The 26,558-nt window shown below is 34.6% G+C and carries 26 protein-coding genes and 1 pseudogene; 8 read left to right on the forward strand and 19 right to left on the reverse strand.

Going from position 1 to position 26,558, the window contains the following annotated elements:
• Positions 1-317: 317 nt before the first annotated feature.
• Complete coding sequence (locus tag ABE048_RS16780) at positions 318-626, forward strand: metal-sensing transcriptional repressor (RefSeq protein WP_430312416.1); 309 nt, start codon at positions 318-320, stop codon at positions 624-626.
• A 13-nt stretch (positions 627-639) separates the two neighbouring features.
• Positions 640-849 (forward strand): copper chaperone CopZ, encoded by a 210-nt coding sequence (gene copZ, locus ABE048_RS16785; protein WP_430312417.1) that lies wholly within the window; start codon positions 640-642, stop codon positions 847-849.
• A gap of 119 nt (positions 850-968) precedes the next feature.
• Here the strand turns inward: copZ and ABE048_RS16790 are convergent, their stop codons facing one another.
• Positions 969-1,262 (reverse strand): hypothetical protein, encoded by a 294-nt coding sequence (locus ABE048_RS16790; RefSeq protein ID WP_430312418.1) that lies wholly within the window; start codon positions 1,260-1,262, stop codon positions 969-971.
• A gap of 351 nt (positions 1,263-1,613) precedes the next feature.
• On the opposite strand from ABE048_RS16790, the gene ABE048_RS16795 reads away from it, so the two are divergent.
• Positions 1,614-2,783 (forward strand): MFS transporter, encoded by a 1,170-nt coding sequence (locus ABE048_RS16795; protein ID WP_430312419.1) that lies wholly within the window; start codon positions 1,614-1,616, stop codon positions 2,781-2,783.
• A gap of 515 nt (positions 2,784-3,298) precedes the next feature.
• Here ABE048_RS16795 and ABE048_RS16800 read toward each other — a convergent pair.
• Positions 3,299-4,591 carry an MFS transporter gene (locus tag ABE048_RS16800; protein WP_430312420.1) on the reverse strand — a complete coding sequence of 431 codons (1,293 nt, stop codon included), beginning with the start codon at positions 4,589-4,591 and terminating at the stop codon, positions 3,299-3,301.
• Between the two features lie 136 nt (positions 4,592-4,727).
• On the opposite strand from ABE048_RS16800, the gene ABE048_RS16805 reads away from it, so the two are divergent.
• Positions 4,728-5,972: a helix-turn-helix domain-containing protein gene (locus tag ABE048_RS16805; RefSeq protein WP_430312421.1), complete on the forward strand. Its 1,245-nt coding sequence runs from the start codon at positions 4,728-4,730 to the stop codon at positions 5,970-5,972.
• Positions 5,973-6,021: 49 nt separating this feature from the next.
• Here the strand turns inward: ABE048_RS16805 and ABE048_RS16810 are convergent, their stop codons facing one another.
• Positions 6,022-7,413, reverse strand: coding sequence for an L-cystine transporter (locus ABE048_RS16810; protein WP_430312422.1), 1,392 nt, complete (start codon positions 7,411-7,413; stop codon positions 6,022-6,024).
• Between the two features lie 197 nt (positions 7,414-7,610).
• On the opposite strand from ABE048_RS16810, the gene cls reads away from it, so the two are divergent.
• On the forward strand, positions 7,611-9,068 hold the full coding sequence (gene cls / locus ABE048_RS16815) for a cardiolipin synthase (protein WP_430312423.1): 1,458 nt from the start codon (positions 7,611-7,613) through the stop codon (positions 9,066-9,068).
• Positions 9,069-9,272: 204 nt separating this feature from the next.
• Here the strand turns inward: cls and ABE048_RS16820 are convergent, their stop codons facing one another.
• The 4 genes from ABE048_RS16820 to ABE048_RS16835 all read right to left on the reverse strand — a co-directional run bounded on the left by ABE048_RS16820 (position 9,273) and on the right by ABE048_RS16835 (position 12,367).
• Positions 9,273-10,031 (reverse strand): M15 family metallopeptidase, encoded by a 759-nt coding sequence (locus ABE048_RS16820; RefSeq protein ID WP_430312424.1) that lies wholly within the window; start codon positions 10,029-10,031, stop codon positions 9,273-9,275.
• A gap of 229 nt (positions 10,032-10,260) precedes the next feature.
• Positions 10,261-10,506: a hypothetical protein gene (locus ABE048_RS16825; protein WP_430312425.1), complete on the reverse strand. Its 246-nt coding sequence runs from the start codon at positions 10,504-10,506 to the stop codon at positions 10,261-10,263.
• A gap of 122 nt (positions 10,507-10,628) precedes the next feature.
• Complete coding sequence (gene yidC, locus ABE048_RS16830; RefSeq protein ID WP_430312426.1) at positions 10,629-11,477, reverse strand: membrane protein insertase YidC; 849 nt, start codon at positions 11,475-11,477, stop codon at positions 10,629-10,631.
• A gap of 104 nt (positions 11,478-11,581) precedes the next feature.
• Positions 11,582-12,367, reverse strand: coding sequence for a helix-turn-helix transcriptional regulator (locus tag ABE048_RS16835; protein ID WP_430312427.1), 786 nt, complete (start codon positions 12,365-12,367; stop codon positions 11,582-11,584).
• 396 nt (positions 12,368-12,763) lie between these two features.
• Here ABE048_RS16835 and ABE048_RS16840 point away from each other — a divergent pair, with 396 nt between their 5' ends.
• Positions 12,764-13,414 (forward strand): LytTR family DNA-binding domain-containing protein, encoded by a 651-nt coding sequence (locus tag ABE048_RS16840; protein ID WP_430312428.1) that lies wholly within the window; start codon positions 12,764-12,766, stop codon positions 13,412-13,414.
• Between the two features lie 247 nt (positions 13,415-13,661).
• The gene (locus ABE048_RS16845) at positions 13,662-15,173 is read left to right on the forward strand and encodes an acetyl-CoA hydrolase/transferase family protein (RefSeq protein WP_430312429.1); all 1,512 of its coding nucleotides are present in this window, start codon (positions 13,662-13,664) and stop codon (positions 15,171-15,173) included.
• A 93-nt stretch (positions 15,174-15,266) separates the two neighbouring features.
• Here ABE048_RS16845 and ABE048_RS16850 read toward each other — a convergent pair whose 3' ends face one another.
• The 9 genes and pseudogenes from ABE048_RS16850 to ABE048_RS16890 form a co-directional block, all read right to left on the reverse strand.
• Positions 15,267-15,593 (reverse strand): hypothetical protein, encoded by a 327-nt coding sequence (locus ABE048_RS16850; protein ID WP_430312430.1) that lies wholly within the window; start codon positions 15,591-15,593, stop codon positions 15,267-15,269.
• A 77-nt stretch (positions 15,594-15,670) separates the two neighbouring features.
• Positions 15,671-16,129 (reverse strand): GNAT family N-acetyltransferase, encoded by a 459-nt coding sequence (locus ABE048_RS16855; RefSeq protein ID WP_430312431.1) that lies wholly within the window; start codon positions 16,127-16,129, stop codon positions 15,671-15,673.
• 752 nt (positions 16,130-16,881) lie between these two features.
• On the reverse strand, positions 16,882-17,364 hold the full coding sequence (locus ABE048_RS16860) for a DUF4064 domain-containing protein (RefSeq protein WP_430312432.1): 483 nt from the start codon (positions 17,362-17,364) through the stop codon (positions 16,882-16,884).
• Positions 17,365-17,579: 215 nt separating this feature from the next.
• Positions 17,580-17,861 carry a GNAT family N-acetyltransferase gene (locus tag ABE048_RS16865; RefSeq protein WP_430312433.1) on the reverse strand — a complete coding sequence of 94 codons (282 nt, stop codon included), beginning with the start codon at positions 17,859-17,861 and terminating at the stop codon, positions 17,580-17,582.
• 120 nt (positions 17,862-17,981) lie between these two features.
• Positions 17,982-18,218, reverse strand: a pseudogene (locus ABE048_RS16870) (ring-cleaving dioxygenase); the annotation flags it as partial.
• Positions 18,219-18,367: 149 nt separating this feature from the next.
• Positions 18,368-19,303, reverse strand: a complete 936-nt coding sequence (locus ABE048_RS16875) for a DUF1002 domain-containing protein (RefSeq protein ID WP_430312434.1) — start codon at positions 19,301-19,303, stop codon at positions 18,368-18,370.
• A gap of 168 nt (positions 19,304-19,471) precedes the next feature.
• Complete coding sequence (locus tag ABE048_RS16880; protein ID WP_430312435.1) at positions 19,472-20,329, reverse strand: CvfB family protein; 858 nt, start codon at positions 20,327-20,329, stop codon at positions 19,472-19,474.
• A gap of 27 nt (positions 20,330-20,356) precedes the next feature.
• Positions 20,357-20,776, reverse strand: a complete 420-nt coding sequence (gene mntR / locus ABE048_RS16885) for a transcriptional regulator MntR (RefSeq protein WP_430312436.1) — start codon at positions 20,774-20,776, stop codon at positions 20,357-20,359.
• 161 nt (positions 20,777-20,937) lie between these two features.
• Positions 20,938-22,047 (reverse strand): GNAT family N-acetyltransferase, encoded by a 1,110-nt coding sequence (locus ABE048_RS16890; RefSeq protein ID WP_430312437.1) that lies wholly within the window; start codon positions 22,045-22,047, stop codon positions 20,938-20,940.
• A 183-nt stretch (positions 22,048-22,230) separates the two neighbouring features.
• On the opposite strand from ABE048_RS16890, the gene ABE048_RS16895 reads away from it, so the two are divergent.
• Positions 22,231-23,223: a P1 family peptidase gene (locus ABE048_RS16895; RefSeq protein WP_430312439.1), complete on the forward strand. Its 993-nt coding sequence runs from the start codon at positions 22,231-22,233 to the stop codon at positions 23,221-23,223.
• A gap of 28 nt (positions 23,224-23,251) precedes the next feature.
• On the opposite strand, the gene crcB is transcribed toward ABE048_RS16895, so the two are convergent.
• The 3 genes from crcB to ABE048_RS16910 form a co-directional block, all read right to left on the reverse strand.
• A complete protein-coding gene (crcB, locus tag ABE048_RS16900) occupies positions 23,252-23,599 on the reverse strand; it encodes a fluoride efflux transporter CrcB (protein ID WP_430312440.1) in 348 nt (115 codons plus the stop codon).
• Positions 23,599-23,970 (reverse strand): fluoride efflux transporter FluC, encoded by a 372-nt coding sequence (locus ABE048_RS16905; RefSeq protein WP_430312441.1) that lies wholly within the window; start codon positions 23,968-23,970, stop codon positions 23,599-23,601. Before ABE048_RS16905 ends, crcB begins: the two co-directional genes overlap by 1 nt.
• 162 nt (positions 23,971-24,132) lie before the next feature.
• Positions 24,133-26,496: a penicillin acylase family protein gene (locus tag ABE048_RS16910; RefSeq protein WP_430312442.1), complete on the reverse strand. Its 2,364-nt coding sequence runs from the start codon at positions 26,494-26,496 to the stop codon at positions 24,133-24,135.
• Between the last annotated feature and the right edge of the window lie 62 nt (positions 26,497-26,558).

Genomic DNA, 26,558 nt, shown 5'->3' on the forward strand with positions numbered 1-26,558 from the left:
GCGGGGTCTCACCTGTCTCGATTTCCCGTAGGAGTCTTCGCTAATTCCACATCAACAAAGACAGCTATACAAGATTTTTATAATAAACGAAGCAATGAACAAAATTGGATATCATAAAATGGTCGTACATTTTATATGAATTTTGCATTATGAAATCATTCAAATAAAAGATTAATAAAACTTTTTACGAATACTTTTCCTATATTATTCATACCATATTATCCGTTTATAGAGTGTAAATTTTTTATGAATTAATCTTAACGCTTCACATACCCCCGTATAGTATGCTATTCTATTACGAATAGGAGGCGAATTCTATGACTGAAGAATGTATCAATCCTACTTGTCGTAAAAGTCATCACCCCGAACATGTAAAAAAAGATTTAACTACTCGCTTAAATCGTATTGAAGGCCAGATTCGTGGCATCAAAGGCATGGTCGAGAAGGATGTATATTGCGATGATATCATTACTCAATTATCCGCAACACAATCTGCGTTAAATAGCGTAGCCAAAGTTTTACTTGATGGTCATTTAAAAGGCTGCGTGAAAGATCGATTAGCTGAAGGCGACGATGCTGTTCTAGATGAGTTAGTTACAACTATACAAAAACTGATGAGGAAATAGGGAGTGTTTCAGTTTGACTGAAAAGATTCAATTAAAAGTAGAAGGTATGTCTTGTGGACATTGTGTCAAGGCAGTAGAAAATGGCGTTGGTGAATTGAACGGTGTGGAAACTATCAATGTAAACCTAGAACAAGGTTTAGTAGATGTTGCTTTTGACAAATCAAAAGTAACAACTGATAACATTAAAGAAGCAATTGAAGAAGAAGGCTATACTGTAAAATAATTTATAAATAACTGGATTTTTCTCTAGGTTTTTGCATCCTTAATGCTGTTAAAATGAGTTAACGAGTTTATAAAAATGGGGCATATCATTTTTGGATATGCCCTATTTTCTATTAATTCCTATTTAAGAATATCGTGAAGTTCAGTTAATGCAAACAAACGATCACCATGACGTAAAGCATAACTAATTTCAATAGTTGTATCTTGTTTTGTACCATTTACTGTACTTTTTGCTTTATATACATCCATATTTACAGATTCTACTTCAACATCAGTATGTCCAAGTGATTCTAACGTTTGAGTTACTTTAAATTTACGTGCAGGTACCAAATCAATTAGTAGAGGAATATCTAAATCTAAAGTGGATTTTGTACCTTCGTTTGTTTTAATAGTAGCGATTGCTGTAATTTCCATCGTTACGAAATCCTCCTTTATCTTAATCCCTTTTATTATAGCACTATACAAATCAAACGAATAAAAGCCTCAATAACGAGTGAATTATAAAGACAAAATAGCAAAATCCTATCATTGTCCAGACCTAATTATAATAAGAAGTATTTGAACAGATTTTATTTTCCGTTTTAATGAACATTTTTTCACGCTTTCTATTTGCAAAAAATAAAACTTTAGCATTAAACTATCTTTCGTTCTATACTATTTGTATAAAACATATTTTTAGTTACCCTTTCTTTTTGCTGTGTGTTTCTTCACTCGTTTAGGGTAAACTGGATTTGATTTCAATCGTAAATAGAAAGCAGGGTTATTATGAAAAAATCCATCATCTTGTTGATGTCAGTACAATTTTTTGTGTACTTAGGATTTGGCTTAATCATCCCCATTTTACCTGAAGTAGTTGTTCAACAAGGCTTTGCTAAAATGCATGTTGGTGGTTTATTAACAATTTACTCTCTAGCAAGTTTCTGTACAGCTCCTTTCTGGGGAATGCTAAGTGATAAAATGGGACGAAAAAAACTAATCTTAATAGGGCTTCTCGGATTCTGCGCTAGCTTTTTAATGATTTCATTGTTTATGAAATCATTAACAATGCTTTATATTTCCCGTATTATCGGAGGATTATTCTCAGGTGCATTATATACTGCAGTTACTGGATTTATAGGTGATATGTCTACAGATGAAAATCGTAATAAGTATATGGGCTTTATGGGGATGTCAATCGGTCTCGGTTTTATCTTCGGTCCTGCTTTAGGTGGTTTACTAGGAAATATAAGTTTAAGTACTCCATTTACAGTTTCTAGTGTATTAATTTTCTTATTGTTCATCTATGCAAGTATTGTTTTAAAGGAACCAGAACGTCATGCAGAAACTACAAAGCGTTCAATTGTACCAAAAGGTGCTTCTACATTATTAAAGTACCGTGTACGTTACTTATTTTTGTTCTCCTTTATGGTGACATTTTTACTTGCGGGCTTAGAATCTACACTGCAATTATTCCAAATGGAAAAAATTAATATCACAGCTACACAATTAGGTTCTCTATTCTTATTTAGTGGTTTTGTAGACTTTATGATTCAGGGTGGTCTTGTTCGCCATATTAAAGATGGTACAGAAACAAAATGGTTAATAGGTGCTCAAGTCGTTACTGCATTAGGTTTATTTATGTTTCCATTCACAAAAAGTCTATGGTTTGCAGGTTTTGCACTTTGTGTATTCACCGCAGGGAATGCTTTAGCACGCACTTTAAATACTTCCCTTTCTTCAAAAGAAGCCGGTGGACAATACGGAACTGCTGCTGGTCTTTCATATTCTATGGATAATATGGGACGTATCCTTGGACCGTTGTTCTTCACATGGATTTTAACAAAAGAATCGAATACAGTTTACGAAATTTCGGGTACATTAGCATTATTAAGCATCCTCATCCTTTTAATGTTCCAATCAAGTAAAAAAACATTACGCGCCCAAAAAGACGCGTAATGTTCTAATGAATATCTTATAATTAGGGATGTCCAGAAAGACATTATTACTAATAATATTTGGATTAATTTTTTAAAATTAAATGAAAAATGCTCTTCTTCGCAAATTAGAGAAGAGCATTTTTTCATTTACTTAACCATAATGAAAAATCCACATTAAAATTACGAACTTTTTAAATTACCTACTTTCTTCATGATGAAGCGGAAGACGATGAGTCCTCGAAAATGCATTCGCATTTTCTTCGTGCGTTGCTAATTCGAGGAAGCTAATTCAATGTCCTACGGGATAAGCTTGAGCAGAAAGCCCCGCAGGAACGTAGTGTGCAAATAAGTCGAAGCTAGCGTTAGCGATGCAGACTTCAAAAGGAGATTGAAGCCAAGCCCGTGGAAAGCACGTCTGTAGCGGAATTACGAAATATGAATATTATATATATTTCAATTCAAATGTTCGTTTTTATAAAACAAAAACAGATTTATGAAATTGATTCAACTATATTTCTTATTAAATTATGCTTATTAGACAGCCTCTTTTTCTTTTAAGTGAGTATTAGCGTCTTTTAATTCAGGATAAATTTGTTTTACAACAGATGAACGCATCATATAAGAAGTAATCACTAATAAGACCATACTCGATCCTAGTAAAACCCATTGAGGCTCGACACGATCATATAATAGACCAAAGACCATTGTTCCCAAAGGCATCATCGCCATTGCTACAGCTTCTAAAATCCCAAATATTCTCCCACGGTATATTTCTTCTACTTCTGTTTGGATCATGACACCAATCGGCGTATTTACAAATGTCCCAAATGTTGAAAAACAAAAGAATATCAAGATAAAAAAGATAAAATTCACATTATACGTAAATGTAGTCCACAAAGGTACTGTTGTTATACCTAATGTTATAGCCATTAATAAGATAAATCGCTTAGATTGTAATAATGGATATTTTGCCTGTTTTCTGGTAGAAAGGAAGATGGATGTAACTAACATACCTACTGCACCAGCTGATTCAATGACTCCAACATGCTGTGATTTTATCTTCAACACTTCAACTAATATAAACGTGCCACCAACACTTATTGCTGAGAAAAATAAATTGACCCATAATGCTACCCAAAGTATAGTGGAAACTGCTTTCTTTGTTTTAGCATATTGAAATCCCTCTTTTAAACTTTGTACTATTCCTATATCTTTTTGAACTTCATTATCCTCTTTACTGTATAGCTTAAAATTCATTGTAGCCTCCAATGTAAACGCTATAATATAAGCCATCATATGAACCATTAAAAAGACTTCAAGGGATACAAAGCCATACATCATACCACCAATTGCCGGTCCCCCTATTGCTGCGATTGACATGGACATTTGGTTAAATGACATCGCTTTTTGAATTCGCTCTTCATTTACTAAACAAGCAATGGAAGATGAAAATGTAACACTGTTAAATGTTGATGTTATTGCATACAGAGCTGTGACAACGTAAATTGATGTCACGGTAATTCCAGAAAAATAACCGTATAGTAACAATCCACCCATTAACAACACAGTTACAGCTTGTGATGTTAAGATAATTGCCTTTTTTGAATATCGATCAGCTAATGAGCCTGCTATTGAAGACAAAATAACACGTGGCAAAATCGAACAAACCATATTAACCGCAAAACTTGTCGCAGAACCAGTCATTTTCAAAATGTAAAGACTAATGCCAAATGCTAATACATTGGAACCTAAAATTGAAATAATCTTACTAATTGTAAATGTCCATAAATGATACGTCGCTTTTTTTAACCTTACCGCCTCTTCCATTCTCTCTCCGCTCCCTCTAATTGTTTAATCCGATTAAAAAGTTTAATTTTATTAAACAAATAATATCATGCATAAGGCTTCCTTTGCAAGCAAAAGTTTAATATAATTAAACAAAAGAAAGAAACGAGGTGCATCCATGGATACTCTTGGCAACAGAATTCGCACATTACGCAAACAACGAAAATTAACCTTGGCTGCTCTTGCTGGCGAACACATTACAAAAGGTATGTTAAGTCTAATTGAAAATGATAAAGCAAATCCTTCTATGGAAACCTTACAATATATAGCTGAGCAATTACAGGTTGATGTTAGTTCTTTATTAGAAGAAGTAAGTATAGTGGAATTACGCGACCTATTAGAGAAAGTTGAAGAGATTTATAATGCAAATACACATTTTGAAAATGGTCCACGTCTTGAAATTGCCAATTTAATAAAACCATTTATAGAGGAGCTTCCTGTATGTTATGAGTCTGGAAAGCTATTATCTTACTATGCAAAAGTTCAATCTGATTTGAAAATGGACAATTGGGAACAAAGCTTAGAGCGAGGTTTAGCTATGTTCAAAGAGATGAACATGATGAATGAATGGATGAAAATGAAGATTCTTCATTTTTCCCTCTATTTTTACGAGCATAATTATGAGCAGGCATTAAAAGTTGGATTAGCTACTGAGGATGAAGCAAAAAACAAACACTATATGATTGATACGATTACAGTACTGGATCTGCTCTACTATATTGCTATAACTTATTTAGGAATAGATGAACAAAAAAAAGGTTTGGATTATTTACAAAAGGGATTGCAATTATCGAAGAAAAATCGATTATTCTATAAAATAGATGACATTTATCGTGTTGCCTGTTATCAAGCAATCATGGACGGCGATGATAAATCTCGAACACATTATTTCAATAAATTAGAACAATATGCTACTTTTGCTGAGGACGAACTATCCTACTCTTACATGTTCCTAATACAAATTCATTACTATAATTCTTTTACACACGATTACGAAAGAGCATCTAATTTACTTGAACAGTATGCCAAACTCGAGGTTGAAGATTTTGCAAATACCTTTTTCTACCTTGTTGAAAAAGGAAAGAATTTATATTATTTATCCTATTTTGATGAGGCATTAAACGAATTAGAAAAATTTAAAGAAATGCCACCCTATTTGCATCATCCTTATGATTTATCAATGCTTGCAGAAGTCTATTCTTATAAAGCTCTTTGCTATGAACAAAAAGGACATCTCTCTAAAGCATTGGAGGAAGCAAAAAAGGGCGTTGATTTTATCGAACCATTTGTTGAAACGCCATACAAGAAATTTATTAACCAAACATATGAATTACTTTGTCAAAAAGCAGATCAATTATCATAATAAAAAACCCCTGTTCCTTTTCGCCTTTAGGAACAGGGGTTTTCGTTACTTATACTTCAGCTAAATCTTGTGCTTCTTTAGAGTTATAAACATCTTTGTCTAATTCTCCTGTAATACGCGCTGTTGTAACCCCTGCAACCATAGCATCACTAACATTTAGTGCTGTACGCCCCATATCAATCAGTGGTTCAACTGAGATTAATACACCCGCTAAAGCTACTGGTAGATTCATAGAGGAAAGTACAATAATAGCTGCGAAAGTTGCACCGCCACCAACACCTGCAACACCAAATGAACTGATTGCCACCACAAGAATTAACGTTGCGATAAATCCTGGATCAAATGGATTAATGCCAACACTTGGAGCAATCATAATAGCTAGCATTGCGGGATACACCCCTGCACAACCATTTTGACCAATTGAAACACCAAAAGATCCTGCAAAGTTTGCGATACCTTCAGAAACACCCAAACGCTTTGTTTGAGTTTGAATATTAAGTGGCAATGTACCTGCACTTGAACGAGAAGTAAATGCAAATAATAATGTAGGAGCTACTTTCTTAATATACGTGATTGGGCTCATACCTGTTAAAGCAATGATAATCATATGAACTACAAACATTACTGCTAGTGCCACATATGAAGCTATAACAAATTTGCCCAAATTATAAATCGCACCGAAATCAGATGTCGCAATCGTTGATGTCATAATTGCTAAAATACCGAATGGAGTCAAACGCAAGACAATTTTAACAACTTGCATCACAAGCGCATAAATTGCATCAATACCATTTTTAATCCATTCTGCAGTTTTTTCATCTTTTCGTCTTACAGCTAAATATCCGAAGCCTAAAAATGCCGCGAATATAACAACAGCAATCGTTGATGATGATCGAGCACCAGTTAAATCTAAAAATGGATTTGCTGGTAATAAGTCTAATATTTGTTGAGGCATTGTTTTATCGCCCATGTCTTTTGTTTTTTGGACGATTTCAGCTGCTCGTGCATGCTCTGCATCACCTTGCACAAGTTGAGTTGCATCTAAATGGAATCCTAATGCTGAAGCAATTCCAACTGATGCAGCAATTGCAGTAGTCCCTACTAGCATGAACAAAATAAGTGTTGCCATTTTACCGAAGCTTTTTCCGACTACTACTTTTGTAAACGCTGAGATAATTGAAATAAAGACTAATGGCATTGCTACCATCTGTAGAAGTTTTACATATCCGGAGCCTGCAATGCTAAACCAATCTACAGATTTCATCACAATTTCTGAAGTTGGTCCGTATGTGAAATGTAATATTAAGCCTAAAACAATACCCAGCCCTAAACCTGTGAATACTCGTTTAGAAAATGAAACATGTTTTTTTTGCATCATTATGAGTAAACCAATGAGCAATACAAAAACTACTACATTGAGAACAATCAAAAATATATTCAAAATAATTCCTCCTAAATTTAATTTTCTATAAAAAATACAATTATTAGATTATATTAATAATTCCTATTGGTCAAGTAGGTTTTTGATTACAATAAAAAAATTAAATTTCTATTAATATATAATGATGCTTGTAATTATTTCGTAAAAACCGTTATTTACGTTATACTTAAGAGAAGATTATGGAAGAAGGTGAATAAATGGATACGGCCGCTTTAACATCTTTAATTGTTTCCTCTAGTGTGTTTTTAAATATTTTACTTGCTGCCATTATTATTTTCTTAGAAAGAAAAGACCCAACATCTACATGGGCTTGGATTCTTGTACTATTCTTTTTACCTTATGTAGGATTTATATTGTACTTACTATTAGGGCGCCAACTTCGTAAAAGACATCTCTTCCGCTGGGAAGGTCGAAAGAAAATAGGGATTGATAAGCTTATTGATTATCAAATGGACGCCATCCGTGAAGGTACTTTTGACTATCGCTTAGATGATGCAGCACACTACGAAGATTTAATTTACATGAATTTAACAACAAATCATGCAGTGCTAACACAAGATAATGAAGTCACAATTTATAATGATGGTAAAGATAAATTCAAAAAACTAATAAAAGATATTGAATCTGCAAAACACCACATTCATATTCAGTACTACATCTTTAAATTGGATAATCTAGGAACACGTATTTTGCAATCTTTGATTAAAAAAGCAAAGCAAGGTGTGAAAGTACGACTTTTATACGATGAAATGGGTTCTAGAGGCGTACATAAAAGACAATTCAAAGAACTAATAGCTGCTGGAGGAGAAGTAGAAGTATTCTTTCCTTCTATACTGCCTCTTATTAATCCTCGTTTGAATTATCGAAATCACCGTAAGCTTGTCATTATTGATGGACGGATCGGATATATTGGTGGATTTAATGTAGGAGATGAATATCTTGGATTAAAGAAAAAGTTTGGTTATTGGAGAGATACACATTTACGTATTGAAGGTAGTTCCGTTCATCCACTGCAAACACGCTTTTTACTAGATTGGAATCAAGCTTCTGATACGAAGGATATTCAGTACTCTGATCATTACTTCCCTACTATTGCTCGTAAAGGTGAAGTCGGTATACAAATCGTATCAAGCGGCCCAGATTCTGAATGGGAGCAAATAAAGAATGGTTATTTAAAATTAATCGCCATGGCAAAAAAATACATTTATATTCAAACACCGTATTTTATCCCTGACGATAGTTTTATGGATGCCGTTCGAATTGCTTGCTTATCAGGAATTGATGTTCGAATCATGATCCCTAATAAACCTGATCATATGTTTGTTTATTGGGCAACCTATTCTTATGTCGGCCAATTGATTAAAGCAGGAGCTAAAATCTATATCTATGAAAATGGTTTCTTGCATACAAAGATGATTGTCATCGATGATGAAGCATCTACTGTCGGTACAGCAAATATTGATTACCGTAGCTTTAAACTTAATTTTGAAGTGAACGCATTCATATACCACCAGGATACTTCACATCAACTAGCAGAATTATTTGAAGAAGATATGTTGTTATCAACTGAACTTACACCAGAATTATATGCAAACCGTTCCCGCATTATTAAAATGAAAGAGTCTATTTCTCGCTTACTTGCACCAATATTATAAAAGCCGAAGAGGAACGAATTATGATTTTATCTCCAAAGGTTGGAGTAGACATCAAAAGCTGCTAATACATCCGTTCCAGGGCAAGCACCTCCACTTTCCTATTGTTTTTCATTAAACTTTATAAACAACACATTGTGGAGCCCGTTTAATTGAATATAAAAAAAGCTTATAGTACTAATAATCTACGTACTATAAGCTTTTTCATTATTTAGTAATGCCTAGATATTCTTCTAATGTTTCTTTTTTATTATAAATCTCTGTAGCGATTTTTTTACCCACATAACGGAAATGCCATGATTCATGCATATAACCTGTTACATCCTCTTTCCCTTCTGGGTAACGCATGATAAAACCATATTTATGAGCATTTTTTGCAATCCATTTGCCCGCTTCAGTTTCCCCAAATTTATTGTCAGCAAAAGCTGCTTCGTCTCCAACTTCACCGATATCAAAGGCTAAGCCTGTTTGGTGCTCAGAGTAACCTGGACGCGCGCTATAAGTATCGGCAGCTTCTTTACCATCTCGATCTACATATGCATTATACAACCCTACTTGTCTATCATAAGAACGATATGTACTAAAGGCATTAAATTTATAGCCATCTAGTAAAGCTGCTGCATTTAACTCTTCAAAAGCAGCACGAGCTTCGGCATTTTCTCCTGGTGCAAAATCAGCTGGTAATGGATATTGTTTGCTGGCCACCAAGATGCCTTGAATATATTTCGCTTTTTTCGGCAACTTTTGCCCCTCTATATAGCCACCCGCATCTACCTTTTGCTCTTTTACAGTAGTTGTTGCTGTCGTTTTCTTACTATCTGTCGTATCATGTGTCACTGCTTTTTGCTCGTTTTTAGTAGGCTGATCATCCGTTTTTTGACCACCACAACCTGCTAATAGACTACCTGAAATTGCAACTATCGATGCGAGTGCAATTGGAAATCTATAATGGTTTTTTTTATTCACTTTCAAACACCTCTATCAAACTTTTAACATAAACATTCATTTTATAACATAAAAAACAGGTTCTATATCAAATGTTGGGGTAATACTACGAAATATCTAATGAACTAATTTCCGACGCCCAACAAATAGTATACAACCGAAAAATAAAAATCGAATGACCAAAACAATGATCACTTAACTATACAAAAAAACGATATCATACATCAAGATGCATTGATACCGTTTTATACTAAAAAATAATCATGACTAATACGACTAGAGTTGCAATCCCGAAGAAAGTCGCCATACCTTTCATCCATTTTGCTTCTTTCTCATAACCTTGTCTTGCCATATCTTTTGCACGGAATGAATTTGTAATGGTAAACATTAGTGTAATGAACAGAACAGCTAGGTTAAAGTTTTGTTTAATGATAAAAAAGACGGCAAGTATACTCGTAATCGTTACGAGTATGCCTGATATTACTTTAGGGTTCATGAAAATATTCCTCCTTATTCAGCTCCACAAAACGTGGTTCACTTATGTTATTTTCCTTATTATGGACTTGGTTCGTTTTAAAATAAAAAATCGAGACAAAGTTCGCCCCGATTTAGTCTAACTTATTTTTTTGATTTCTTTGCTGTTTTTGCAGCTTGTTTTTCTGCTGGCGTTAGTTTTCTATTCTCTTGTGTTGCATCTGCAGTTTCTTTTACTGCTTTTTCCGGGTGTTGTGAATAGAATTTACGGCCAAGATATGTTTGGAAAATTAAAATAGCACCACTTACTGACCAGTATAGTGGTAATGCTGCCATACTAGTGTACGAGATAAACATAATCATGATTGGCGAAATGTACATCATCATCTTCATTTGACCTTTTTGTTGCTCAGGAACTGTCCATAATGATACTTGCGCTTGGACAAAGTAAACGACACCAGCAACTAAAGTCATGACAATATCTGGTTTACCTAGTTCAAACCATAAGAAGTGGTGAGCTTGAACTTCACTAGAATACAAAATTGAATAATACAAGCCCATGATAATTGGCATTTGAATAATAACAGGAAGACAGCCCATATTCATAGGGTTGACATTATGTTTTTTATACAAACCCATCATTTCTGATTGCAATGCCATTTGTTCTTCTTTTGTTTTTGCTTCTTTTAATTTCTTTTGGATTTCGTCCATTTCTGGCTTCAATTTATCCATTTTTTCTTTCATGCCTTGTTGATTTTTATAATTTTTAAGCATGAATGGCATTAATATTAAACGAATAAGTACAGTTATTGTGATAATAGCTAAACCATAATTACCGTTAAAAACATTATTACCGATGAAATCTAACAGGAACTCCATTGGTTTTACAAAAGTACTATAGAAAAAGCCTTGTTGGCTCTTTACTGAGTCGCAGCCAGCTAGCACAAATGGTGCTAAACCAAGCATTGAAATTAACCAAAGTTTCTTCTTCAATATTTTCACCTACAATTTTTCAAGCTATAGGAAGTATACATTATTTAGCGGATACTAATCAAATCAAAGTAATGGAAAGCATAAATTATATGTAATTATTTTTATTATAAAAGTCTTTCAGGTAATTGGAAACGGAAATATTCATAATCTGGTCGATCTTTGAAGTGCTTTGGTGTGATACCAACATATTTTTTAAAGATTCTAGTATAGTAGCTTTGGTTACAGAAATGAAACTGCTCTGAAATATCAGAAATGCTTTTATTTGTATGTCGTAAATAATATTGAGATTCCTCTACTCTGCGAACATTTAAGTACTCTACTAGAGTAATACCTACATGTTCTTTAAATATACGGGATAAGTGACTTGTACTAATAGAAAAGTACATTGCAATATCTTCTACTGATAAATCCGTTTCAACTTCATCATCAATGTACATAATAACTTTATTGACTGTTTGATGCTTATATGAAGGTTGTTTTCTTTCTGAGATGACATAAATAAAAAACTCAATTAAATCATCTGCAAATTGCAAATACTCTGCATCATTCAAACGCTCGTCAACCATCTCTACACATGCCACATTAAAGGCAAAAACTTTCTTAGATGGTGCTTGATTCTCTAACAATTTTCTTGTGACAACTGATGATAAGATAACAAAATAATGTCTGATTGCTCTAAAAAAATGTTTTCCAGAGCGCACTGATAAAATATCAAGTAGTTCACTTAATGAATTTTTCGCAGCAGTTGCTTCCAATTGGTATATCTCTCTCAAAAGTTGAGCTTCAATATCGAAGAATCTTTCTATGCCCTCGTAACGATTCATCGTCTCAATTTCTTGGAAATACCTTTTAGAAATATCCTCTGAAATGGAATAATGTTGTTGTAGCATAAACTCCCCATCTTTCTATAATTTTACACATTTTTTATTACATTATTCTTACTATATAACGAAAATGGTAATATGAAAATAGTTTTATTACCCAACTTAGAAGAAATTTTACGTAAAAGGTCACTGGGACATTATTCTCACTAAATATACAAATGGAAAAAACTTTTATTAAAACGTAAAAATCATTATCAAGTAAAACCAAACATCCCAAAATCTCTTTTGAAATATTTATCTTTATTTTTGGAATGTATCAAACTATATTATTTATATGGACAAATTCTGTCACATTTTTGTATGAACTTATACAATTATTAGCTATACTTAATTTAATAATTAATCTATAGTAATATGTTGTGAAAGAGCTTTTAAGAATGGAAAGAAACGAGGTAAGAATTAATGGATCCACGATCTATCGAGGAATTGATACTAGTTATAAAGGAATTCTTCCCTGATAACACTTCAATCGTTATTTCAGATACAGAAAAATATTTATATTATCAACCAAGTAAGAAAATTGACTTGAAGATAAAACCTGGTGACGAAATACCAAAAGGTTCTGCAACTCAAAAGGCACTTGACTATGGTCAAAAGATAAATTCATTTATTGAACCTGAAGTATTCGGTGTTCCTTATTATGGAATGAGTATTCCATTAATGGAGGAAGGGGAAACAAAGGGTGCCATTACAGCAATATTCCCACAAAAACCATCTCCTTTCTTAACAAATTACATCACGATTAAAATTGACGACTGTTGGTACCCTGTAAAACATAATGAAGTCATCTATTTAGAAACTCAATTACGTAAAACATTTGTCAAAACAATGCAAAAAGAAGGATATCATCGATTGAATTTAAGTGATCTTGAGTTATTCTTATCACCTGATACATTTATTCGATGCCACCGTTCATATATCGTGAACATTGACTTTATCGAAGAAATTCAACCAGATTCTCATTCTACATTCCTACTAATAATGAAAGACGGTACACGAATTCCTGTTAGCCAACGCTATGCAAGTTATTTCCGCCGTTCTTTAGGTTTCTAGGAAATTTACAAAGATATAATAAAGGAGTTGACCAAAACTATTTTGGGACAACTCCTTTTCTCTTTCACTCGACAAATTTCTCTCTGGTTCGATTTTTAAACCCTTTCATGCGCTTGTAAACAAAATGTGACAATTCGGTGATAATATTAAAAATGGATATATAATTATTCAAATAACTTTCACTTCAAGTAGAATCTTTTTACAAAATTGATATGAAATTTTTCGTTAAATAGAAGGAGAGATTTCCGTGACAGTAAAAATAGAAGAAAGACTTCGTAATTCAGAACTTGCGAAAAAAGTAATGACAGCCGATGAAGCTGCACTAATCATTAAAGATGGAATGACACTAGGACTAAGTGGATTTACTCGTGCTGGTGATGCGAAAGCTATTCCTATGGCATTAGTAGAACGTGCAAAATCAGAAGACTTTAAAGTAAATGTGTTCACAGGTGCTTCTTTAGGTTCAGATATTGATGCTTTAATGTCTGATGCCGGTATCGTTAACAAACGTTTACCATTCCAACTAGATCGTACAATGCGTGGTCATATTAACAAAGCAGATATGCTATTTGTTGACCAACATTTATCAGTAACTGCTGAATATCTTCGTCAAAAAGCTATTAATAAAATTGACGTTGCTGTTGTTGAAGCAGTAGCTATAACAGAAGATGGTATGTTAATCCCTACAACTTCTGTGGGTAACTCACCTATTTATATTCAAAATGCTGATAAAGTCATTATCGAATTAAACTTAGCTTCTTACCCACAATTAGAAGGTATTCACGATATTTATGTACCAGTAGCACAAGGAGAACGTGGTCCAATTCCATTAATCCACGCTTCAGACCGTATCGGTACAATCGGTATTCCTTTAGATTTAGATAAAGTGGCTGCAGTTGTAATTACAGAACAACCAGATTCACCAACTACAATCACACCAATTGATCCAGAAACTCAACAAATCGCAGACCACATTCTTGAATTCTTCCGTAATGAAATTAAAGAAGGTCGACTAACTGAAACATTAGCTCCACTTCAATCAGGTGTTGGTTCTGTAGCTAATGCTGTACTAGGTGGTATGGCAAACTCTGAATTCAAAGATTTAGAAGTATATTCTGAAGTACTTCAAGATGCAGTATTCGACTTAATCGATGCTGGCAAAGTTAAATTTGCTTCAGGCTGTGCAACTTCATTAACAGCTGAAAAAATGGAATCTGTATACGGTAACTTAGACAAATACAAAGACAAACTTGTATTACGTCCACAAGAAATTTCGAACCACCCAGAATTAGTTCGTCGTATGGGCTTAATCGCGATGAATACAGCTCTTGAGTTCGATATTTACGGAAACGTAAACTCTACTCACGTATCAGGTACAAAAATGATGAATGGTATTGGTGGTTCAGGTGACTTCGCTCGTGCCGCACGCATTTCCATTTTCATTACAAAATCAGAAGCTAAAGATGGTAAAATTTCATCAGTAGTTCCATTCGTATCACACGTTGATCACTCAGAACATGATGTTGACGTCGTTGTAACAGAACAAGGTCTTGCAGACTTACGTGGTTTAGCGCCTCGTGAACGTGCAGAACTTATTATTGAAAACTGTGTACACCCAAAATTTAAACCTGCTCTAAGTGCATATTTAGAAGAAGCAAAAGAACGTGGTGGACATACTCCTCACGTATTAGAAAAAGCATTATCATTCCATACTAATTTAGCTAAATATGGTACAATGCTTGCTCCTGAGGAAAACTAAGAGTAAAACACGTCTCGTTTAAAAATAATATATACAAAAAGGCTCAGCATCTTAAGCTGAGCCTTTTAATTACTCTTATAAATTACAACTACCTTATTGAGGAGGCTTTACACCATTCAAATGTTCATGTTGTTCTTCGTTTTCATAATGAATTGCTGTTGCTGAGCCTTCATAAATCATTTTGGTATCATCATCATCATAAGTTTTATGCTCATTTGTATAGCCATCAGCATTTGTCGTATTAATAGCATCTCCAGCTACTTCAACGGATGAATCTGAAAGATTGTCTATAAACTCATTTAGTTTGTTCTTCGTACAGTTAAATGCCTCTACTGCTTTATCACGGTTTTCTTTTTTACGAAAATATGCATATGCTCCTGCAGCAATTCCTGCGATTAATAAAGATTTGCCTTTTGCCATATCCATCATTCCCTCCCATTTATCGTTCTAAAATAACTATACCCCATTTTTTAGAAAATACACATTTTCGTGAGATATTATAATAATTTGTCACTTTTACATATCATATCGATATGTGGCAAGCATTCAAACTCATACGGCTCAGAAACTGCCTTAAATCCAAATTTACCATAAAAGTTTTGGAGATATGCTTGTGCTTGAATAAATAAATCATATTCTGGCCATTCTCTTTTGGTTACAGCAATGACTCTTTTTAATAATTCTTGTGCTAGTCCAGTACCACGAGCTTCTGGCAAAATTATAACTCGACCAAATGATGCCATGTTTTCATATTTTTCATTTGGAGGTACAGCTCTTGCGTATGCAATTAGTTTGCCCTCTTCCTCATATGTAATGTGAATGCTATTTTGATCATGATCGTCTAAATCTTCATAATAAGCTTCTTGTTCAACTACAAATACATTAATTCTTAGTTGAATAATTTTATATAATTCATCTGTTGTTAATTCTTCAAATCGTTGTTCTTTCCATACCACTTTGCATCACTCCTCAAGCTCCATTATTCCACAAATACTATTTGACATCGAATAAAACATCGATGAGCCACCTCATAACCTTGATGATATTGAAAAATTTAATACTCATGTTTATGTAATAGAATCAATATCGTAAATCCATTTTATTAACCTGGTTTCTGCATGATGTGGAATTAGCTTCGCTTTCCGCGGGCGAACTGACGAGCCTCCTCGCTTCACTGCGGGGTCTCACCTGTCTCGCTTTCCCGCAGGAGTCTTCGCTAATTCCACATCAACAAAGATAGCTATACAAGATTTTTATTATAAATTTTCATCTATTTTTACTTTTTAAGTGCCTTCAACGTAGCTCTAAGTCGAAGCTACTAGGCAAGCGTGCCAGACTTCAACGAGGAGATTGAAGCCAAACCCTTGGAAAGTCTAGATATTCCAAGATTAATGCCATATACGAATGAATAGTTCCTAATTGAGCGAAAGACAGGCGACTCCTGCTTGCCCGCGGAAAGCGCCTGTCTGTAGCGGAACAGCCAAATCTGAATATGGAAAAATTAATGTGTTGAAATGTTTGTATTTAAAACCAGACTATTAATATTTGTATTTAAACATTTTTTAGTATCCTTACTACGTTCCAGTGTGCTTTCAGCTCAAGCTTTTCGGTATGAGCATCGGGTCATGCATCTACGCTTTATTTCAGAAAAAAAGAGTTCCCTAAAAGCTCATGATAGCCGGCTTTAGTGGGATCTCCTTTTGTATTATTATTCTGCTTGCTCAATATATGTTGTGTCAGAAATCTCTTCTATTGGTTTACGAACAAAGCAAATAATTGCAGCAATGTAATAGACAATAGATGTTGGTGATATAATACCTGCAAAGACAGCAGCTACGATAAACATAGCACCTGCAAAATTTGCCTTTTTATCTTTCGCTCTATAAACTTGCACCATTGCAATGATTCCTAGCACCAAGCTAATGATAAAGCATATTAAAGTAAACCATCCAAAAGGTCCAAAGCCATGTATAATTGAATTCATGCTATTAGTAAAACTTTGCATATCGATATCCTGTAATTGTGGATCTGTTGAAAATTGATTTTCAAATTCGGCAATCAAATCATCTTGAGTTTGCGCACTATTTTTTAATTCGGTCATGCCAATCATCATAAGTCCCATAAATCCAATTGCAAGGATATTGAAAAATGAACCAATAATTCCAAAAACTATTTCAACTGTTCTTTTCACTAAATCACCTCTATTTTTTTGTTATAGATTACTATACGTGACTCCTCTTGAAAAGTTTCAAGTTTTTCATTTTAGTCAAAAAGACAGAGGCTGTCCTGAATGATAACTTTCTTTCGGACAGCCTCTTTTTCTGTATGCAAAATAAATTTCCCCACTATTCTAAGACTTATTTAGATAGCCCTAGCGTCTTTTTAGATTATTCTCTATATAACCTCTTAAGCTTTTACGTCATCATAATCGTGTGATGTTTCAAAAGCTTTGACAACGTATGAACATACGGCGCCAATTTTATATTCATTTTCTCGAGCATATTCTGCAGCCCGATCTAGTAATTGTTTTGCAATGCCTTGACCACGTAATGACCCATCAACATAAGTGTGGTCTATTACCATAACGTTACCTAGCTGAGTCCAAATGATTTCTGCCAATACTTGACCATCTTGTTTATACTCGAAAGCATATTCTTCATGATCTCTATCGCTTAATTGAAATTCCATTTACTAACACCCCCATATTTTAAAATAGTGTAGCACATTTTATTCTTGTAATGATAGTGGACGCAATTTTGCCTCAATTATTTTACGTTTTGGTTCCAAAAATGGTGGTAAAGCTAATTCATAATGAAGTGCTTCCTCTGATTTTATGCGAAAAGCTGTGTTAATAATACTAGATACTCCTTCGTGTGTACTTCCAGCCATTGGAATATCAAAATAAGTCATATCAGAACCCGATGTACCTACTGCATCTACATAAAACAAATGATAAGAAGAAGTATCATCTTGATTGACACTTTTCTTTACAATACGTGCTGATATAGCCGAAACATGGTGCAATCCATCTAATTGTAAAGACATTATATTTCCTCCTCAAATTATCTTGAATTCGAGATATATATAATAATTATATTATCATGCGTTATTTTGGATTGCAATATTACTGCTTTAATGAAAAAGTCCTTTTATAGCATAAGCTATAAAAGGACTTTCATGTTTTGAATATAGTATTAACTAAAAATGCTACTAATACCATCAATTATTTTTTGGAAGAAGTCTTTCACACTTGCCCAAAAACCTGAATCACTTTTAATATCTTCATTGATTTTGTTTAATTGATCTTTGATATTACCACTTAAATCGTCTAATTGTGTTGACCATTTACTAAAATCAATATCAAGCTTACTAATTTTATCCATAAGATCAATTAATAGTTGGCGGTCTTTTTCACTTAAATTGATTTCTAATTTTTGTAGTTGTTCATCGACGATTTTTTCAACGTCTGCTTTTGTAGCTGGGTTTTGCTCTGCAATTTGCTTTTTAATATCTGTTAATAGCTGACTAACTTTTTCGTTATCGACTCCAGAATTTTGAGCAATATCGGTAGCAACTGATAATTCTTGGTTTGCTACATCTGTACGATTTTTATCTAGGGTTTTACCAGTTGTTACTTCGTATGCTTTGTATATTCCTGCTAATGCTGAATGCCCTGTTACTTTTTTCGGAGCTGCAACTTCAACAGTTGCATCTTCAATCCCTGCTGTTAGCATTGCATTAGAGTACATATCAGCTGTTACTTCCGTAATATTTTCAGGTGTCACGATATTAATGACTAAACCAGAACCAGCATCTTTTGGTGTTATTTTAGCTGATGAGTAAAGACGTGCGCTTGAATTCCCATTTTCAATATATTTGGCAATGTCTGCACCTGTAATGGTGATTTCTTGAATATCAGAATTACTTGTAACTCCTAAACTATTTTTTACGCTTGCTTTTTCACTTTCAGATAGACTTCCACCGTAGACTACGATTGGAACACCTAATTTTTCATTAACGACTTCACCTGACGATTGTGATGAATTAGTACTTGCATAACTTGTTGTTGGTGCAACTACAGCTGTTGTTAAGCACATAGCTGCTACCACAGCAAAGATTTGTTTTTTCATTTATTAATTTCCTCCTTAAACCCTTCATTACTTATTCGTGTACAGTTTATGCTGATTATTTGCAATTAATTTGAAATATACATATAACATCCTCAATAATAATACGTCAAAAAGAGCAAAAAGTTTCTGAAAGTGTCTAAAACTTTCTCCTTTTGCTCTTTAGTTCACTTATTTAATTAGAGTCCAACCGTCTTCTTGTTCGATGCGATCCGCTTTCATCAAAGTACCTAATGCACGCTTAAATGCACCTTTACTCATACGGAACATTTCTTTAATTTCCTCAGGTGAAGACTTATCACCAAATGGCATTTTACCGCCAACTTCTTGAAGATACTTAAAGATTTGCTCAGCATCATCTGATAATCGTTCGAATTTACGTGGAAGCATCGAAGCATTAATAGTACCATCTTCTTTTACTTCAATCACTCGTACATTAACATCTGAGCCTAGACGAGGTTCTGCTTCGCGTTCAGATTCATGGACGAAAATACGATATGGTTTATCTACACCTAGCAGGAATGTCCCAACTGGTAATACACGATAAGGACGAGCCAAAATGTTCTGATTAAATAGTTCTGGTTCTGCATCTTCATACATTTCCAATACTTTTTCTTCTGTAATAAGTCGACCAAAAAGACCACCTTCACGGTCTGTACGTAATGTGATATAAAGGTGTTGCCCTGGCTCTGGCCAAAGTGGTTTTAATTTTGGTAAGTCCTCAGCAGGAACTAGTACTTCTCTTGAAGTACCAATATCCACATAAGCACCTTCTCGATCTTTTACATGTAGTACACGTGCCCATCCATACTCGTTTTTACGAATATGTGGAATAGCAGTAGTAGCAGCTAAATTCCCTCTACGATCTGCATACAAAAACACTTCTACTTTTTCATTAACCTTTAACGGTTCTGTTACTTCAGAAGCATTTAATGGAATATCTATTTCATCATTTGTCAAAATATATTTGGATTCTTGTTGTTCTTTTACTACTAAATTTACTACGTCACCTGATTGTAATTCTGCCATATTTCTGCTCCTTTCATATGACATATATTATTCACCTGTATGAGTTTTTAACTCTTCCAATTTGTGAATAATATCGGGATTCTCTTCTAAAACTTGTATGAGATCAGCAATGCATTCAATGGAATTCCAGCTCAAATGATGCTCGATTCCTTCTACATCATTGTAAATTCGTTCTTCATCCACACCAATAAGTTTTAAAAACTGCTCCAATAAGCTATGTCTTTCTACTAATCGTTTTCCTAACTTTAAGCCTTTTGGCGTTAAAGTTAAGCCTCTATAGCGTTCGTATACTAAATAACCATCTTTATCAAGTTTCTGAACCATTTTGGTAACAGAGGAAGGAAGAACTGACAATGCTTCTGCGATGTCCGATACACGTGCATAACCTTTCTGGTCAATTAGTAAATAAATTTGTTCGATGTGATCTTCCATACTCGGTGTCGGCATCTCAATTCCCTCTCTTTCGAATTCCTATCTCTCTAGTTTACTACAATAAACTACAAAACGTAACAGTAAGCAAAAAACAGTTATATATTATTCATAAATTTACCCACTGGACTCATTACGTAAGCAAAAATAATTTCCTTATTTTACTAATTAATGGTGTGTTATTGTATCTTTGCGTAAATACACGTATCACGTAATGTTTTGCCATCAGCTGATCTACTATCTTGTTTTAATATACCTTCTAATTCAAATTGTACCCGACTTGCTACTGCCCGACTTCTAATGTTATCACTATCACAACGAATTTCCAGACGTTTAGCTCCTAATTCTTCAAAAGCAAATTGAGAAATTCTTTGAACTGCTTCTGTCATATAACCTTTTCCTTCATGGCGTGCGTCTAACCAATAACCAATTTCAAACTTTGGAATGGTCCAATCGATATTATGTAATCCTGTAGAACCGACAAATTCGCCACTACTCTTCAGAAATACATGTAATCTTAGATCTTTTCTGGTGACAAAATCACCAATTGCTTGACGGACATTTTCTTTCGTTTGTTCTTTTGCAGGTAAAGTCTGTGCCCATCTCATAAAAGGCTTTAAAGTTTTAGCAGAATGTACAATGGCTTCCCAAACACTATCTACATCTTCCATAAAAGGCATTCGAATGATTAATCTTTCTGACTCGAAGTTACTTGGAAAGTCCCAATTTTCTTTATAATCGATAGTTTCGATTTTGACTTCATCATCCCAACTAACGGGTGTTGTCTTTCCTTCAAAATAATCCTGACGTGTAATTCCATACGTAACAGCATCATAATATGCATTTTCCTTAGGAACATACCAAGCTTGTCGTAAATGTGCCTCTTTGACAAATCCAGCATTTTCAAAACTTTTACGCATTGCTATATTATCTTGTCTAGTATGACCTTCTAAGCGTATTTTATTGTCTGGTAAGGAAAAAACATATTCACTTACTAATTTTAAAGCTGTCGAACCAAATCCTAGTCCTCGCCATTTTTCGGCTATACGTAAATCAAATAATGGAATATCATCCTGCAAATCATATATTTTCACCATTCCTACTTGTAGGTCATTATCGTTAACAAGCCAAAATGTTTTAGATTGATCTGATTCATAGCCACCTTCATCAATTGCCTTTTCTACAATATCTCTAGCAGGATGGGAATTGACATGGTATGGCCATACGTTCGTTGTCATAAATTCTATCAGTTGCTCTTGTTCTTCCATTGTCCATTCTAATAGTTTCACATTTTCCAACTCCCGAGTAAGAATGCTAATATTTTCGTTTCTAATGCAAACATAATATTTCCCCTCATAATTCGCAACGTTTTTTGAATAAGTATTTATGTAGAGTATATCTAATTATAATAAATGATTGAGAAAGCTTCACCAATTATGTATATTGGAAAAAATAGCTAAAGAGGTGGTTCTATGAAAAAAGGCAAGTGGAATACGATTACAGATGTTCCGAATGTTCATGTTGGACATATGACGCTATATGAGAAATTGAACCAAGAGAATACGATTTGTACAGGGGTAACAGCTATTTTGCCCCACGGAGGCAATCTGTTTGAACATAAGGTTCCTGCCGCAAACTTTGTGCTAAATGGTTTTGGAAAAACGGTGGGACTTGTACAAGTTGAAGAATTAGGTGTGATGGAGTCTCCTATTATGCTTACGAATACTTTTAGTGTAGCCGCAGTTTTAGAGGGTACTTTAGAATACATGCTTGAGCAAAATCCGAGTATTGGTGATTCAACTAGTTCACTTAATATTGTTGTTGGTGAGTGCAATGATAGTCATCTAAATAGTATGAGACTTCGTGCTGTAAAACCTGAACATGCAGTTTCTGCTATACATACTGCGAAAAACGCACCTTTTGAACAAGGAGCTGTTGGGGCCGGAAAAGGAATGATTTGCTACGAACAAAAAGGAGGCATTGGATCATCATCAAGAATTGCTGAACGAGATGGAGAACAATTTACTGTAGGCGTGTTGTCACTTACGAATTTCGGCAATGCAGGGGAATGTCGCTTTGGAAGCTGGCAGCAAGATCCACCTATCGAAAAACCAGATGGTTCCGTTATCATTATCGTTGCAACAGATGCACCTCTTAGCGATCGCCAGTTAAGACGTCTTGCCAAAAGAGCTTCTATTGGACTTGGACGCACTGGTACTCATATTCATAATGGGAGTGGCGATATCATTATCGCTTTTTCAAATGCTTATACGATTCCACACCAATCAACTTCCCCGATTGGTGAAGCTGTAGCATTTGTGAGAGACGACTCAAAACTAATGAACGATCTCTTCCAAGCTACAATTGAAGCAACAGAGGAATCTGTTTATCAATCTCTATTACATGCTGAAACAACAGTAGGACGTAAAAATCGGGTTGTAGAAAAGGCAAAATTTGACCATTAAAAAAGATTGGCCTTAAGCCAATCTTTTTTCATATTATTTGATACCCTAGCGTAACAAGGATGATTCCTGCAAACAATGTTAAAACAGGATACAAGAACCCCCCTCTAAAATCCTTTTCTTGTAATAGCTTAACCGTATCAAATGCAAATGTGGAAAACGTCGTAAATGCTCCTAAAAATCCAGTAGAAAAGAAAGCTGTGGATAATTGTTGGTCTTGTGCAATATGAAGTGCTATCCCCATTAGTAATGAGCCCACACTATTCACTATAAATGTTGCTACGTAATACGGCTGTTCTTTATTTTCCATCCATAAAACAACGCCATAACGTGCGGCAGCTCCTAATCCGCCACCTATTGCAAGTGCAAACCAAATCATCACTGCTCACCTACTTTCTTTTTAGGTGCAGCTAGTAAAAAACCAAATGAAGCTAATACAATACATAATACAGTCATCATGATTGCATAAATAATCGCCATCACTACATTCTCTTGCATTAATTTAAGCCAACTAGCTGAAAATGTGGAGAACGTTGTGAATCCACCGAGCATTCCAGTCGTCAAAAACAGCTTCCAACCTGCATATTGTGGAAAACGTGTGAATAAACCATTAAATATCCCCATTACAAAACTACCTAAACCATTTTCTATCCACAGCATCCATTCGGTTGTTGCATTAAGAATGACACCATAACGCATCAACGTGCCTAATATTCCACCTAGTAAAACCACTAACATATTTTTTAACACTTAACGCACCTTCAATTTTTGCCGCTTTAACGGGTAGTAGAAATCCTCTCTTTATTTTCAACTTCTCTTTTCAGAAGCTATAGTGGATCAACTACACATCAAAGACCGTTTGTTCAACTAACACAAGAACAGAGGAAACACCGTATTGTGTCAGGTTTTAATTTATTTTGCTTTCAATATTAATACATATCCGTTTGATATTTTACCATTGATCACGGTTTCATGATATGTTCCATTTACCCAATCGGCAACTTGATCATGATACCACTGTGATCTTATATGCCCACTTTGCCCCGGTCCAACGATATGATACGCCTTCGATAAGTCACTTAAATCTGCAACAAATCGCCACGATGCACCATGATTAACAATGCCTGATTTATCAGGAGCAGCAGCCCGCACCGTTACCTTGGAACCTGCTACTGGCGTTTTCTTCGAATCTAGTAGATAAGCTAAAATTGGAGATGCTGAGGATAGTGGATGCTTGAATATAACTTGATGATAATTTCCCCATCGCCATTTTGTAATATCTTCACCATAGGATTCTTTTAGCTTCTTCACGGTTTCTTGCAAAGCTTTTGTGACAAGCTCATCAATACCACCAGCCTTATCAACAAATTCCCCCGGCTTTCCTTTATAGGCTTGGCGAAGCATTTCATCTGTTAAGTTATATTTACCTGGCATCATTTGATACACATCTGCAGGTATCGATTTTTTAAAGAGCTGCTCTTGAATTTGAATCATCCATAAGTGATACACAAGTGGTGCCCCTTCAGAAATAGAATCTTGGTAATCCCAATCTTCCATTAACTTCACAACATCCTTTAACTTCCCTTGCTTTTTAACAGAGTTTATCATATTAGGCAAGAATTCTTCTGCATATAAGTTTTCCGTATCTAACTGCATTTTCTCCATATCTTCTACTGTGAAGTCGTCTTTCTCCTCTAACATTTTGACAATTCGCTCGTATCGATATGGCTGTGCCCAAAAATCCGTAATATGATAGGGATATCCACTACCGACTACCTTATTATTAGCTGTCGCGATATATCCACTATCTGGATTTACGACTTTTGGTAATCGATCAAAATCCACGTACCCCTTCCAGCCATAATCGGCCGAATATCCTGGTACAGGGAATTGTCCCTCTCCTCTTTTACGAATCGGGATAAGTCCATTTGCTTTATAAGCAATTGTGCCATCTTTGGCAGATGCAAAGACAAAATTTTGTGCAGGCGCCTTAAAATCTTTTAATGCTCTTTCAAATTCAGTCCAATTGGTAGCTTTGTCCATATTCAAAATTGCTTGTAATTCTTGAGTAGATTGTAAAGCTGTCCACTGCATTGAAAAAACGGCTTTTGACTTTTCTTTTTTGAATGCTAGATTTGAAATAATCGGTCCATGTCTAGTCACAAGTACTTCATAATCTACAGCTTTTTCACCTTTTACTTTAATCTTTTCTTTCCTTACTTCCGCTTGTTCCCATTTGTTTTCATATTTAAACTGGGTTGGATTATCAGGGTTTGGCATTTCTATATATAAATCTTGCACATCCGGCCCTACATTTGTAACACCCCACGCAATATCTTCATTATGTCCTAATATAATTCCAGGAATACCGGCAAAGATAACTCCACTTACATTATGAGTTGGAGAGGTAAGATGCATTTGATACCATATGGAAGGTGTACTTAACCCTAAATGTGGATCATCAGCTAGTAATGGCTTTCCACTTTTTGTTTTATCACCAGATACAACCCAGTTATTACTACCATTAAATTCATTTGGAATAAGTGATGCATCAAATTGTCCAGATACCTTTACAGTATGTTCAAGATTCTCCTCAATAATAGACTTTGCATTATCAGGATAATGAATCATTAACTCTTGAACCTCGTCAGGAGATAAGTTTGTTAAAGCCCAATGTCTAAAGGCAAGCATATCCCAATTCCCACCTAAATCATATGCCATATATTTTCCAATTGTTAAAGAATCAATTTCTGTCCAAGGCTCCGGTTCATAACCTAATAATTTAAACTCATAAGGTAATTTACCTTCTTTTTTTGCTTGTTTGATAAAATCGTTCACTCCTTCTGCATACCAAGCAAGCACTTGTTTTGCTTCCTTTGAATAACCATCATATGATTTTTTCGCTGCATCTCTAAGGCTGAATGTTCTAAAAAATTTATCTGTTTTAAGAGTGGATTTCCCCACTACTTCTGATAACCTACCACTCGCTTGTCTTCTAGATAAATCCATTTGGAATAAGCGATCTTGAGCTTGTACATAGCCCTGTGCACGATACAAATCTGCATCAGATTTTGCATCTATATGAGGTACGCCATTTTCATCTCTTGTCACTTTGACGTCATTATCTAATCCTTTTACAACGATTTCCCCTTCAATTTGAGGTTTAGATTTATCAATATAGGAATTGACATACCACGCTGCTGCAATGACTATTAAAACCAGAATTCCAAGTGAGCTCAAAAACCATTTCCACAATCGCTTCCTTTTTTTCTCCATACGTATCCCTCCTATCTCTCTATATTCAGAAGACATACGCTTTATCCCAAAAGCAAAGCAAA

The sequence above is a fragment of the Rummeliibacillus pycnus genome (assembly GCF_050459865.1).
Lineage (GTDB): Bacteria > Bacillota > Bacilli > Bacillales_A > Planococcaceae > Rummeliibacillus > Rummeliibacillus pycnus_B.

Coding starts and splice junctions, on each gene's coding strand:
- ABE048_RS16875 (WP_430312434.1), bottom strand. CDS start 19,303: ATGAAAAAACAAATCTTTGCTGTGGTAGCAGCTATGTGCTTAACAACA.
- ABE048_RS16840 (WP_430312428.1), top strand. CDS start 12,764: ATGGATCCACGATCTATCGAGGAATTGATACTAGTTATAAAGGAATTC.
- ABE048_RS16895 (WP_430312439.1), top strand. CDS start 22,231: ATGAAAAAAGGCAAGTGGAATACGATTACAGATGTTCCGAATGTTCAT.
- ABE048_RS16805 (WP_430312421.1), top strand. CDS start 4,728: ATGGATACTCTTGGCAACAGAATTCGCACATTACGCAAACAACGAAAA.
- ABE048_RS16790 (WP_430312418.1), bottom strand. CDS start 1,262: ATGGAAATTACAGCAATCGCTACTATTAAAACAAACGAAGGTACAAAA.
- ABE048_RS16800 (WP_430312420.1), bottom strand. CDS start 4,591: ATGGAAGAGGCGGTAAGGTTAAAAAAAGCGACGTATCATTTATGGACA.
- cls (WP_430312423.1), top strand. CDS start 7,611: ATGGATACGGCCGCTTTAACATCTTTAATTGTTTCCTCTAGTGTGTTT.
- ABE048_RS16850 (WP_430312430.1), bottom strand. CDS start 15,593: ATGGCAAAAGGCAAATCTTTATTAATCGCAGGAATTGCTGCAGGAGCA.
- ABE048_RS16865 (WP_430312433.1), bottom strand. CDS start 17,861: ATGGAATTTCAATTAAGCGATAGAGATCATGAAGAATATGCTTTCGAG.
- ABE048_RS16880 (WP_430312435.1), bottom strand. CDS start 20,329: ATGGCAGAATTACAATCAGGTGACGTAGTAAATTTAGTAGTAAAAGAA.
- mntR (WP_430312436.1), bottom strand. CDS start 20,776: ATGCCGACACCGAGTATGGAAGATCACATCGAACAAATTTATTTACTA.
- ABE048_RS16780 (WP_430312416.1), top strand. CDS start 318: ATGACTGAAGAATGTATCAATCCTACTTGTCGTAAAAGTCATCACCCC.
- ABE048_RS16910 (WP_430312442.1), bottom strand. CDS start 26,496: ATGGAGAAAAAAAGGAAGCGATTGTGGAAATGGTTTTTGAGCTCACTT.
- crcB (WP_430312440.1), bottom strand. CDS start 23,599: ATGATTTGGTTTGCACTTGCAATAGGTGGCGGATTAGGAGCTGCCGCA.
- ABE048_RS16835 (WP_430312427.1), bottom strand. CDS start 12,367: ATGCTACAACAACATTATTCCATTTCAGAGGATATTTCTAAAAGGTAT.
- ABE048_RS16825 (WP_430312425.1), bottom strand. CDS start 10,506: ATGAACCCTAAAGTAATATCAGGCATACTCGTAACGATTACGAGTATA.
- ABE048_RS16795 (WP_430312419.1), top strand. CDS start 1,614: ATGAAAAAATCCATCATCTTGTTGATGTCAGTACAATTTTTTGTGTAC.